Origin of the sequence: Alteromonas portus, from assembly GCF_005117025.1 — a bacterium.
GTDB lineage: Bacteria > Pseudomonadota > Gammaproteobacteria > Enterobacterales > Alteromonadaceae > Alteromonas > Alteromonas portus.
The window spans coordinates 367960-379895 of record NZ_SWCO01000007.1; the positions used below are offsets into that span (position 1 = coordinate 367960).

Annotated in this window: 14 protein-coding genes; 8 read left to right on the forward strand and 6 right to left on the reverse strand. The window is 44.8% G+C overall.

Features of this window, described 5'->3' with window-relative positions; translation table 11 throughout:
* Positions 1–38: 38 nt before the first annotated feature.
* The 5 genes from E5672_RS13285 (at position 39) to dnaB (ending at position 4372) form a co-directional block, all read left to right on the forward strand.
* On the forward strand, positions 39–614 hold the full coding sequence (locus E5672_RS13285) for an RNA polymerase sigma factor (RefSeq protein ID WP_136782626.1): 576 nt from the start codon (positions 39–41) through the stop codon (positions 612–614).
* The gene (locus tag E5672_RS13290; protein ID WP_014951110.1) at positions 607–1119 is read left to right on the forward strand and encodes a hypothetical protein; all 513 of its coding nucleotides are present in this window, start codon (positions 607–609) and stop codon (positions 1117–1119) included. The genes E5672_RS13285 and E5672_RS13290 overlap by 8 nt, the downstream gene beginning before the upstream one ends.
* Before the next feature lie 13 nt (positions 1120–1132).
* Positions 1133–2134, forward strand: coding sequence for a DUF4097 family beta strand repeat-containing protein (locus tag E5672_RS13295; protein WP_136782627.1), 1002 nt, complete (start codon positions 1133–1135; stop codon positions 2132–2134).
* A gap of 266 nt (positions 2135–2400) precedes the next feature.
* Positions 2401–2871, forward strand: a complete 471-nt coding sequence (locus E5672_RS13300; RefSeq protein WP_136782628.1) for a hypothetical protein — start codon at positions 2401–2403, stop codon at positions 2869–2871.
* Between the two features lie 115 nt (positions 2872–2986).
* Positions 2987–4372 (forward strand): replicative DNA helicase, encoded by a 1386-nt coding sequence (gene dnaB / locus E5672_RS13305; protein WP_136782629.1) that lies wholly within the window; start codon positions 2987–2989, stop codon positions 4370–4372.
* A gap of 148 nt (positions 4373–4520) precedes the next feature.
* Here dnaB and E5672_RS13310 read toward each other — a convergent pair whose 3' ends face one another.
* The 5 genes from E5672_RS13310 to rsd form a co-directional block, all read right to left on the reverse strand.
* On the reverse strand, positions 4521–5717 hold the full coding sequence (locus E5672_RS13310) for an OmpA family protein (RefSeq protein WP_136782630.1): 1197 nt from the start codon (positions 5715–5717) through the stop codon (positions 4521–4523).
* 101 nt (positions 5718–5818) lie between these two features.
* Positions 5819–6256, reverse strand: coding sequence for a secondary thiamine-phosphate synthase enzyme YjbQ (locus E5672_RS13315; protein ID WP_136782631.1), 438 nt, complete (start codon positions 6254–6256; stop codon positions 5819–5821).
* A complete protein-coding gene (locus tag E5672_RS13320; protein WP_014951104.1) occupies positions 6246–6710 on the reverse strand; it encodes a chemotaxis protein CheX in 465 nt (154 codons plus the stop codon). The genes E5672_RS13315 and E5672_RS13320 overlap by 11 nt, the downstream gene beginning before the upstream one ends.
* Positions 6700–7173, reverse strand: a complete 474-nt coding sequence (locus tag E5672_RS13325) for a transcriptional repressor (RefSeq protein ID WP_014951103.1) — start codon at positions 7171–7173, stop codon at positions 6700–6702. Before E5672_RS13325 ends, E5672_RS13320 begins: the two co-directional genes overlap by 11 nt.
* A 35-nt stretch (positions 7174–7208) precedes the next feature.
* Entirely contained in the window at positions 7209–7673 is a 465-nt protein-coding gene (gene rsd / locus E5672_RS13330) for a sigma D regulator (RefSeq protein ID WP_136782632.1), read from the reverse strand.
* A gap of 226 nt (positions 7674–7899) precedes the next feature.
* On the opposite strand from rsd, the gene nudC reads away from it, so the two are divergent.
* The 3 genes from nudC (at position 7900) to E5672_RS13345 (ending at position 10738) form a co-directional block, all read left to right on the forward strand.
* On the forward strand, positions 7900–8733 hold the full coding sequence (gene nudC, locus E5672_RS13335; RefSeq protein ID WP_136782633.1) for an NAD(+) diphosphatase: 834 nt from the start codon (positions 7900–7902) through the stop codon (positions 8731–8733).
* 266 nt (positions 8734–8999) lie between these two features.
* Complete coding sequence (gene hemE / locus E5672_RS13340) at positions 9000–10091, forward strand: uroporphyrinogen decarboxylase (RefSeq protein ID WP_136782634.1); 1092 nt, start codon at positions 9000–9002, stop codon at positions 10089–10091.
* A gap of 23 nt (positions 10092–10114) precedes the next feature.
* A complete protein-coding gene (locus E5672_RS13345; protein WP_136782635.1) occupies positions 10115–10738 on the forward strand; it encodes a hypothetical protein in 624 nt (207 codons plus the stop codon).
* Between the two features lie 53 nt (positions 10739–10791).
* On the opposite strand, the gene queG is transcribed toward E5672_RS13345, so the two are convergent.
* Positions 10792–11934: a tRNA epoxyqueuosine(34) reductase QueG gene (gene queG, locus E5672_RS13350; RefSeq protein ID WP_136782636.1), complete on the reverse strand. Its 1143-nt coding sequence runs from the start codon at positions 11932–11934 to the stop codon at positions 10792–10794.
* Positions 11935–11936 lie beyond the last annotated feature (2 nt).

Genomic DNA, 11936 nt, shown 5'->3' on the forward strand with positions numbered 1-11936 from the left:
TAATGCTAATCAGCACCACAAATAACAAAGAGAAAAGAATGGAACACACACAACAACGTGTTGTACACGCCAATGTGGTGTTTGGTAATAAAAGCGAAAATGAGCTGATATCTAAAGCGAAAAAGGGCGATAAGCAGGCGTTTCGGTCCCTTTACGATGAACATATTGGGCGAGTCTACGCGCTTTGTTACCGGCTTACAGGTGAAAAGGGAATGGCAGAAGATGCTTCGCAAGAAGTCTTTATTCAGCTATGGAAAAAGCTTGCTAATTTTGATGGGCAAAGCCAATTTTCCACATGGTTACACAGTGTTACGGCAAACATTACCATCTCCTATATGCGCAAGCAGAAGGGATGGGTGCAGCGGATTTTTAACTTGGAAAACAGCGGCATTAACGAGATGCCGGCTGAAGAAAACAGCACCGATGTGGATTTAGAGGCATTAGTTATTCGCTTACCAGAGCGAGCCAGAATGGTTTTTGTCCTCCATGCAATTGAAGGTTACAGACACGAAGACATTGCCAGCATGTTGAACATGGCAGTGGGCTCAAGCAAAGCACAATTTTTCCGTGCTAAGCAATTATTGAAAGATTTTATGGGAGTCGATGATGAGTAATTTTGACGACAAGCTTGCTCAGCATATTTCTGGGATATCAAAAGAGAAGCAACCAGAACGAGATTTGTGGCGAGGTATTGAACTCGGCATAACATCGCAGCAAGGCGACGCTTCACAAGACGACGCTTCATCATCTACGGTTACATCAAAACAGTGGATGGCAATAGCCGCAAGCGTTTGTTTAGTTACTGTATTGTGGTTCGCGGCTCCTTTTGCGTTTAAAGCTGATGAAAGTCGAAGCGATGGCTATGCCCTGATTGACGCAATGAGTATGCAGCAGCAACAACAAGTGAATAGTCTTCTTGCTAGTTATGAAAGTACAACAGCGCTAACGGAAGATTGGCAAGAACAATTAAAAGAATTGGACGATGCTGCAGATGTTATTAAAGCGGCATTAAAGGACGATCCAGACAATTCAGCATTAATCAAAATGCTGCATCACGTATATCAACAGCAGATTGCCTTAATTGAGCGAGTGCACGCGCCAAAGTGGCAGCAAATTTAATAAGGGTTTAAAGATGAATATAAATACGAAAAGCACATTTTTGCACACGTTCATGGCACCTTTAGGGGCCAAGGTATTACTTACTACTGCGCTGCTAAGTATCGCTACTACAGCGTTTGCAGGAGAAAAAATAGATAAGACCATCGACACATCGTCTTCGCCGAAAGTGGACATTGAACACATCAACGGAAAAGCAGATATCAGAGTTTGGGATAAGTCTCAGGTTCGTGTCACCGGTGAACTGGGCGATCAAACTGAAGAGTTCATCTTTGAAAGACGCGGAGATGTTGTGGTTATACACGTTGAAGTCGAGCGCCACTCAAAGAGCTGGTTTAATAAAGGGAAAGATGGCGACGACCTTGTTATCTATATACCTTCAGCAAGCGACCTTCACTACACCGCGGTCAATGCTGATCTTATTGCAGAAGGTATAACAAAAGCAGTAGATGTTGAGGTGGTAAACGGCGACGTAACCCTTAAAAACATAGGTGAGCGGGTTGAAGTTGAGTCGGTTAATGGCGATATCGTGCTTGAGAATGTGAGAGGCCGTTTAGAAGCGGAAACAGTGAATGGCGAAATTGAAGCGTCACACTCAGGAAACACCCCAGTAAGCTTTGCGTCAGTTAATGGCAAACTCGACATCACTTCCGATAGCCCAGACGTATCAGTAGAAACCGTCAACGGTCGAATCGATGTGTCACTTCAAGCGGTGGACGTACTGCAAATCAATACGGTTAATGGAAGGACTTATGCAAGTTTAGGTCTTAATAAGAACGGTAGCGTAAAAGCGAACTCTGTAGGCGGTGCGATGGAATTTGTCTTTCAAGATGGCGTATCGGCACAATTTGATATTGAGACGCACGCTGGCGGCAACATTGTAAATAATATCAGTGATGAAAAGTCGCAAAAGCCTAAGTATGGCCCAGGTAGCTGGCTACGCTTTATCCACAACGGTGGGGCTGCAAATGTAGACATCTCTACGGTACACGGGCGAATTGAAATAGACCAAAAATGAATAAGCTATAGACAGTTTAATTAGGTGTTTAGCTTGAAAAAAGCAACTTAGACCACATTTATTAATTAGAAGATGTGGTGACATAATATAAAGCTGCGTAAAAACGCAGCTTTTTTATTTGGTCGCTCATTGTTGATGTTTGGACGTTTAATCAGAACTATATCGAGACCTGAAAGCTCTATATCCACGTTATCTTTAGTGAACTTTATAGATGGTTTCTACGTTAAACTATCTGATTTTTCGAGGTTTTATATGTGGAGGATAGATTGAGTATTGTTGGACACGTCAAAAGGTTTTGGCGATTTCATAGCTTAGTGATTGGTGCGTTCGGGATATGTGCGTTTACCCTAGGCTGTGCTGTTCAAGAGCCCGCTTATTACGAAGGGACTTGGGTAGTAACTAAAGCTTATCATGTGGGTGTTAGTGCTCATTCAAAGGATGAAGCAGAACAGTTTCTTGGGCGTTCTGTTACCTACGAGCAAACTAAAGCCAAACTCGATCAAGCGCTTTGTGAGTCTCCTATATATTCGTCTCAAAAGATGACGGGAGAAGACTTTTACGCTGCATTTGGTGCACAGCCATCGTCATTAGACTTCAGCGATGACAAGATTACGCAAGTAGACCTGGCGTGTTCAGATAACAGCGCAATTATTGGCTCGACGCTTGTTTTCCAAGAAAACAGCCACGCATACACGCTTGTGGACGGCACATTTTTAAAGTTAGAGAAAACCCTTTAACCCCTGCTGTCTTTTTAAACTCTCGCGATAAAAGACCTGCTTCCTTTGTTGAGAGATGTGCGTTAAAAGCGCATAATATTCAACTGACTTTTTTGCATCGGAATAGGTTTTACTTGTGGCGTCTGCGTCTAAAAACGATAAAAATGTTGATAAATTGAAGGTTCCACCTCATAGCATTGAGGCTGAGCAGTCTGTTTTAGGCAGCATGCTTATCGACCCTGAAAGCTGGGATAAGGTCGCGGAACTCGTTACCGATAACGACTTTTACAACCGTTCACATCAAATTATCTTTCGTGCTATCACGCGACTACTTAACAGTAGCCAGCCCATTGACCTAATTACGGTATCAGAAGAGCTGGAAAAGCACGATGAGCTGGAAGATGCGGGCGGTTTTGCCTACCTAGGCGAACTTGCCAAAAATACCCCTAGTTCTGCGAACGTTGTGTCTTATGCGCAAATTATCAGCGAACGCGCCATAACTCGAGAGCTAATCGGTGTAGCCCATGAAATTGCTGAAGTAGGCTACAACCCTGAAGGCCGAGACAGTGCCGACATTCTTGATCTTGCGGAAAGTAAAGTATTCGAAATCGCCGAGCGAAGAACTGGTGAAAACGAGGGGCCTCGTGATGTCGAATCTATTCTAGGCAAGACCATCGATCGTTTAGAAGAATTGGTAAAAACCAATAAAGAAGTGACGGGTGTCACAACCGGCTTTACCGATTTAGACAAAATGACCAGTGGTATGCAGCCGTCGGACCTCATCATTGTTGCGGCGCGTCCATCGATGGGTAAAACAACCTTTGCCATGAACTTGATTGAAAACGCCATGATGGCCGAAGACAAGCCGGTACTGGTTTTCAGTCTTGAAATGCCCTCGGAACAAATCATGATGCGTATGTTGGCATCGTTAAGTCGCGTAGACCAAACTAAGATCCGTACTGCACAGCTAGATGATGAAGACTGGGCACGTATATCCAACACCATGGCCATGCTTAAAGACAAAGACAGCTTATTTGTTGATGATTCTTCGGGTCTAACACCAATGGACGTGCGAAGCCGAGCACGTAAGCTTGCGCGAGAACGAGGCGGGATAAGCCTTATTATGGTGGATTACCTTCAGCTAATGCGCGTTCCGTCTTTGAGTGATAACCGTACATTGGAAATTGCCGAAATTTCTCGTTCATTAAAAGCTTTGGCTAAAGAGCTTGAAGTACCAGTAGTTGCGTTGTCACAGCTTAACCGTACGCTGGAACAACGTGCCGATAAACGCCCAGTAAACTCTGACCTTCGTGAGTCTGGCTCAATTGAGCAGGATGCCGACCTTATCATGTTCATCTATCGTGATGAGGTTTACCACGAAAACAGTGAATACAAAGGCATTGCAGAAATTATTATTGGTAAGCAGCGTAATGGCCCAATCGGTACCTGCCGACTTACCTTCCAAGGGCAGTTTTCCCGTTTTGATAACTACGCAGGCCCTGCCATAGCTGATGAGTATTAGAGTTTTTCGGTGGTTTATTAGCTAACAAGTTCGCTAGCTATAATTGATGGGTGAGAGGTAGTTGTTTCCTTAATATGCTCATTTAGCAAAAAGCGACAGACACAAAAAAGGCGCCTTTCGGCGCCTTTTTCAATTCATAGGAAATGAATTATTTTTCTTCAGCTACTTTCACTGTATCTTTAACTGTCACTGAAATGCGACGGTTAACACGGTGCGCTTCAGCGTTCTTACCTTTGTCTAGAAGCTGAGTTTCGCCGTAACCGATAGTCTCTAAACGAGAACCTTCGATACCGTACATGTCTACCATTACTTCTTTGAAGTTAGCAGCACGACGCTTAGAAAGGTCCATGTTGTATGCTTCAGAACCTGGCGCAGAAGTGTGACCTTCGATTACCGCAGTTGTTGAAGGATACTGCTTCATGAACTCAGCGAATTCAGAGATTTCTGGATCTTTTGGCATTTTAACAACAGCACTTTCGTTGTCGAAAAGAACGCGTAATGTGATTTCTACTGTCTCTTCGTCAAATACTGTACAGCCTTTAGCGTCAACTTTAACGCCTGCTGGTGTATCAGGGCACATGTCTTTGCTGTCTACAACGCCATCGTTGTCAGCATCTTTAAGCGCACAACCAGTTGCATCTACTTTAGTGCCAGCTGGAGTGTTAGGACACTGGTCAACACTGTTTAGAACACCATCGTTGTCGTTATCAACGCTACAGCCCGTCGCATCAACGCGAACGCCAGCTGGAGTCATTGGGCACTGATCTTTGCCATCTACAACGCCGTCGTTGTCGCTGTCCTTAGGTGCTGAAGGTGTGCTCTTACCAAATGGAATCGCAAGACCTACTTTTACGCTAAAGTCATTATAGCTTTCACCGAAATCGTGATATGTCGCAATTTCTGTAATTAGGCGAGCTGTCTCACCAACTTTCCAGTGCTTACCGATACCGATGTTACCAAGCGTGGTAGAGTCACCCACTGATTGACGTTTAACACCACCGAATACGAACCATGCGTCGTCAGGCATAAAGTATAGTGCGTCTACGCCAGTCATTTCGCCGCTGTCATCACCACCGTCACGGAAGTCTACAGACAGTTTCGTGAATTCTACACGTGCAGCCCAGCTTTGAGTGAAGCGGAATCCGTACTCGAACGTTGCACCTAAACCGTCGTCATATACTTCGCCTTCAGTCAAATCTAAAGGACGAGATTCGTCGGTGTTATAGTACATGCCCGAAATACCAAACCAGCTTTTGTACTCTGGCTCAGCAGAATCTTGAGCGAATGCATTGGTAGCAGAAATTACAGCAAGAGATAGCGCTGCCATTTTAAAGTGTTGTTTCATAGTCACATCCTGTTTAACGTTGAGTGATTATCGATTATAGATAATTTTGTGTTGTGCTTAGCGTCAAATGCTAGCACAAATTGTGCCATTTATAATATGGGTTAAGATGCTATCCCTTGTAATGTGGCAATAATTGTTCGTCTTCCACCATGATCTCGGTGTTCACCGAGCATGATACCCTGCCAAGTACCAAGTGCAAGTTTGCCTTGTTGGACAGGTATAGTAAGTTGACAGCCTAGTATACTAGATTTTAAGTGGGCAGGCATATCATCTTTACCTTCATAAGTATGCCTGAAAAAAGAAAGCTCTTCTTTTACACTATGGTTGAAGAAGGCTTCCATATCGTGCCTCACTGTAGGGTCGGCATTTTCATTGATTGTTAAACTTGCGCTTGTATGCTGAAGCCATAGGTGCAAGAGGCCGACTTCAACATGACGAATACTGGGAAGGGCCGATTCCACCTGCTGTGTTATCAGGTGAAATCCTCTCGGGTAGCTTTCCAGTGTAATTTTTTCAGAGTGCCAGAAATTATTTGTCAAAACAGATTTCCAAATGCGCTAATCCCTCGTCGCACATGAAAGGTAGAATAATTTTAGCGCCATCAACCTGATGGCTTATTGTGTGTTGCTTTCCTGATACAACGATAGGCGTTGCCATACCAAACTCATATCCGCGTTCGGCGAGGTCTCGTTTTGCGTTTCCGCAAATCATGTTGGTAACTTCGCCAACCATGTCACCCACCTCTGCATCAAGCTTCTCAGGGCGCTCTCCCACCATTCTTTCCATAATAGTAAGGGCTAGTGACTCATCAAATGTAATAGACATTGAACCACGAACATCAGGGCCCACCATGCCTATCAAACCAGAAACGTCACCTTTAGCGATATCGCTTTGTTTGCGTTTAGGCTTGCCTGGCGTCAATTTAGTTTGTGCCATGGTCTCTAGCACGTTTAATAGGCCGGCAATAAACGGGTTCACAAAATCAGCATTCATGTACACTCTCCTGGGCAGCGTGATCTTCCGTTTGTTGACAGTCGGCACATAATCCATGGGCCTCAATGGTTTGTTTAGACACCTTAAACCCGTGCTGCTTAGCTTGGCTATCAAGGGTCTCTTGAAGACCTTCTGATTGAATTTCCGCTACATCTCCACAGCTGTCACAAATTAGAAACTGAACAGGGTGATTACAACCAAAATGATAGCAGGCTACGAATGCATTGGTAGACTCTAGGCGGTGAATAAACCCAAAATCAAGAAGAAAATCGAGGGCGCGGTAAACCGTTGCTGGTTTGGCACTAGATTCAGTTTCTTTTAGTGAGTCGAGTAATTCATAAGCACCCATAGGGCCGTGCTTTGATACAAGAATCTCATACACCTTTTCTCTAAGTGGTGTAAATCTGGCACCGCGTTGTTCGCAATATGCACGTGCCTTATGAATAAGTGTGGTTTTGTTCATTTATGATAACCGTAAACTCGACTTTCATTGTTATATTAAAGCGTCACTTCTGGATCACGTTTGTTTAAATGCACATGAGCAATCAACTCATCTTCCAAGGCAAAACGCTCTTCTAGTGTCTCGCCAAGCTGGGCTAGGGCTGAGTCGAAGCCGGCTGCCTGTTCTGGCGTTACTGCTTGTGCAAACGTATCATTAAATTCCAGTGCGGCGTCAGTGGTTTTTGTCAATCTCGGGTAAAGTTTATCTCGAAGTGCTAAACCTTCACTGTCGTTCTCAACTAATATATCGAAAACTTCGAAATGGCCTGCCGAGAGATAATCGAGTAAAGCGCCACAAAAGTTTGCGATTTCATCGGCATCGGGCAGACATTCGCTTTGCTTATTAATGCCTGCAAGTTCACAATATGAAACCAGCAAGGCCTGCCTGTCTAACAGCCAGCGGTCTATGACCTGGCTTTTGCCACCCCATTGAGATTTTACGCTTTCCAACTGTTGCAACATTGTGATGTGCTACCTGTTTGGCGACAATAAGGTTCAGTATAACACCGTGCACTAGCGACACAAATTTTGCGCGAAAAAGATTACAGTAAAAACATAGTGCTAAGATACATAAGATACTTGCGGGCGGGCAGTTGGCCTTGGTTTTATAAATTTTGGTTCAAATGCAAAATAATGTTTATTAGTCCCTAGTGTACTATGAAGTTTAAAAGCACAGGAGTATGACACAATGATGTTAAAATTAGACGAGGCGAAATTGACCTCCCAGCAGGCTATGTGGGTGGTTTTTAGTCGTGGCAAAGTCTTGGTGCAAGAGTCCTCTGAGTCTATCCCCGTTGCTTATTTGAGTGACATTCCCTTTTTAGCATCTTATGTCGATGAGATTCATCAGCTTCCGCCGCTTAACGAAACCGCGCACCGAGACTTCCCCGTGTTTGTCGTTGACTTGGGGGCTGAACATGTAGACGAGCCCGGCTGGGAACGGGTATCGCTCAGGCAGCTACTTTTCGCCGAATATGATATCGCTTTTTCCGTTATTGGCAGAGCTTGGCAATATATCCACTTCTTGCGGACACATCAGTTTTGTGGCCAATGCGGTGCGAAAACTGAACGTGTCGATTGGGAAATGGCCATGCAATGTCACCGCTGTAACCACCGTACCTATCCAAGGGTATCACCTTGTATCATCGTCTCTATTCATAACAACGAAAAAATTCTTCTTGCGAAAGGCGTTCGCCATAGGGAATCTAATATGTATTCAACCCTCGCAGGCTTCGTAGAAAGTGGTGAAAGTTTGGAACAAGCGGTCCACAGAGAAGTTTTCGAAGAGGTTGGCGTTAAGGTTAAAAACTTGCGCTACTTCAATAGCCAGCCTTGGCCATTTCCACATTCTCTTATGGTTGGGTTTATTGCTGAGTACGACGACGGGGAAATTCGCTGCCAAGAAAATGAGATAGATGACGCACAGTGGTTTAATGTCGATGCGTTGCCGACTATTCCGCCGAAAGTATCGATTGCGGGTCAGCTCATTGAAAAAACGGTGTCTCTAATTGGCAACAAATAAAAAACCCTGCCGAGGCAGGGTTTCAATACGTTTAGCACGGTCCCATGAAGGGCTTCTTTTCTTTAACGGTTATAGTAATAGCAAACACTCACTTTAAGTGCAAGTTACTTTTTTAATAATGTGCAAGGAATGTTCGTCGTCATTTATCGACACTATGTCGATTTATCGTTAAAACGTCGATTTTTTAATACAGGTTTTAGCACACGTTGTTCAGAATGCTGGTATACTTCGCTGCTCGAATATCTACAGTTATTTAGGTGAGTTATATGTCGCAAAATTTCCCCAGTGTTGATAAGCCCGCGTTGAAGAACGATCGTTATTTACGTGCGTTACTTAAGCAGCCGGTTGATGTCACACCTGTATGGATGATGCGACAAGCAGGACGATACCTTCCAGAATATAAAGCAACGCGTGCTGAGGCAGGCGATTTTATGTCGCTGTGTAAAAACGCTGAGCTTGCCTGTGAAGTAACACTGCAGCCTTTACGTCGTTTTCCCCTCGACGCCGCTATTCTTTTTTCTGATATTTTGACCATACCAGACGCGATGGGACTTGGTCTTTACTTCGAAACAGGTGAAGGCCCTCGCTTTAAAAATCCAATCACGTGTAAAGCGGATGTAGATAAAATTGGCCTTCCTGATCCAGAAGGTGAATTACAGTACGTGATGAATGCCGTTCGTACTATTCGCCGCGAGCTTAAAGGTGAAGTGCCATTAATCGGTTTTTCTGGAAGCCCTTGGACGCTAGCGACTTACATGGTTGAAGGTGGTTCAAGTAAAGCCTTTACCAAAATTAAGAAAATGGCATTTGCTGAGCCAGCAACGCTTCATGCGTTACTAGCAAAACTGGCTGATTCTGTTACCGAGTACTTAAATGCTCAAATCGCTGCGGGCGCGCAGTCAGTCATGGTATTTGATACCTGGGGCGGCGTATTATCTCCTCGTGACTACAAAGAGTTCTCGCTTCAGTACATGGAGCGCATTGTAAGTGGGCTGACCCGTGAAAATGAAGGCCGTAAAGTACCTGTTACCTTGTTCACCAAAAACGGTGGCATGTGGCTCGAATCAATAGCGGCAACAGGTTGTGACGCAGTAGGTTTGGACTGGACTATCGACATTAAAGAAGCGCGTGCGCGCATTGGCGATAAAGTAGCACTTCAGGGTAATATGGACCCATCAATGCTGTATGCTCAGCCGCAAAGAATCGAGCAAGAAGTGGCGTCTATTTTAGAAGGTTACGGCGAAGGAAGCGGTCACGTATTTAATTTAGGTCACGGTATCCACCTAGACGTACCACCTGAGAATGCCGGTGTTTTCGTTAATGCGGTACACGAACTTAGTAAGCAATATCACAAGTAAGCGACTTCAATAAAGGAAGTGGAATGAAAACGTGGTTTGTGTTGTTGCTGATAGCGTTTGCATTGATAGCAGGGTATAAATTTTCCGGCTATCAACACCAACTCAGTGAATCCAATGCAGAGAAAGAGCGACTAACTAATGTGTTAGCGCGCTCTCGCGCCACGGAAACGAGTGAACTGAAAGTTATTAAGCCTGCTGCCAAGCTCATTTCTAATGAAACTAGCGCCACGCCTTCAGACTCTCGCAATGCGAATAACGGGGGGATGGATGCTGCCCCCACCGCTAAGAATACGCAGATGATAGCACCTGATGTTTTCTACACGAAAACTGAAGGCTCACTCAATACGTTTTTTGCACTGCCTCCCAACAACGAACGCTTCGTATTAGATTCCGTGAAGTGTGAGAACGGGCATTGCGAAATAACCGGAGAATATGACGGTTCTGAGACTGAGCTATCGCGAGTTATTGAAGCATTAGAGCAAGAGCCTTGGTGGCAATTTGGCTCGCCTGTTATCACTACTCAAGTGGCACAGCGGGGGTTAAAACTTAACGTTTCTTTCACCGCTTCCCATTCGCCAAATGCCCGCGTACGTTCTCGTAATAACATCCAAACCGATTTAAACAATCAGTTAGCTTCAACAGGTTAATCTGCTAGATCACATGTACCTTGCCGAATATCTGGTTTGAGTTCTAACTAACGCTAGGCGTCTCTTGGTAAACCTTTTTCAATGACGCGAATAAGTCGCGATTGTTGCCTGTTTTTAGCGTCAGATACCTGTTGTTTTTCTTGCTGTCGCCTAAGTGCCCAATCAATATGTCTGTCTACCAAGTCACTCACGCAGCCTCGCCTTTCTTTTAAAAGTAGAATGCTTTGTTCATCATACGGTGCGTTTCCTAACGCAACGGCAATATTTCGCTGCCACTTCTCAAAGCCAATCCGCCTAATGGGAGACCCCTCGGTGTTGCGTAAGAAGGTTTCTTCTGACCAGCTGAAAAGTGCATTCAGGCTTTGACCATGAAGTGCCTGCCTTGGATGAAAATCTTCTTCACTGGTGATGTCAGCGAATCGATTCCAAGGGCAGACCAACTGGCAGTCGTCGCAACCATAAATGCGATTACCCATCATAGGCCGTAAATCTTCGGGAATATCTTTGTCTGATTCAATGGTGAGGTAGGAAATGCAGCGACGTGCATCTACTTTATAAGGCGCGATAATGGCGTTTGTCGGGCAAATGGTTAAACACGCTGTGCAGCTACCGCAGCCTTCTTCAATTGGTACATCAACGGGTAATGGCAAATTGATAAAGAGCTCCCCTAAGAAGAACCAAGAACCGGCCTCTTTATTTAGGGTCAGACTGTGCTTTCCCGTCCAACCGATACCGGCCTTTTCTGCAATGGCGTGTTCCAACACGGGGGCCGAGTCTACAAAGGGGCGATATTGGGTATGAGCCAGAGAGGCGGTGATTTTTTCCCCCAGTTGCTTCAAACGTTTGCGCAATACTTTATGGTAGTCACGGCCCAACGCATAGCGACTGATATACCCTACTTCAGGCATTTTTAAATGCTTGGCAAACGAGGCGTCTGGCGGTAAATAATTCATGCGAACGCTGATCACCCGCAAGGTGCCGGGTACCAGTTCATCTGGACGAGCACGCTTCATCCCATGGCTTTCCATAAAGGCCATGTCACCGTGATACCCATTGTCTAACCATTCCTGAAGGTGTGACTCGTGCTGATATAGATCAATATCGCTGATGCCAACCTGCTGAAAGCCTAGCGCTGTACCCCAAGCCTTGATATTGTTGGCCAATTCAACAAGGTCGATAGAACTAATTTCGGACATTT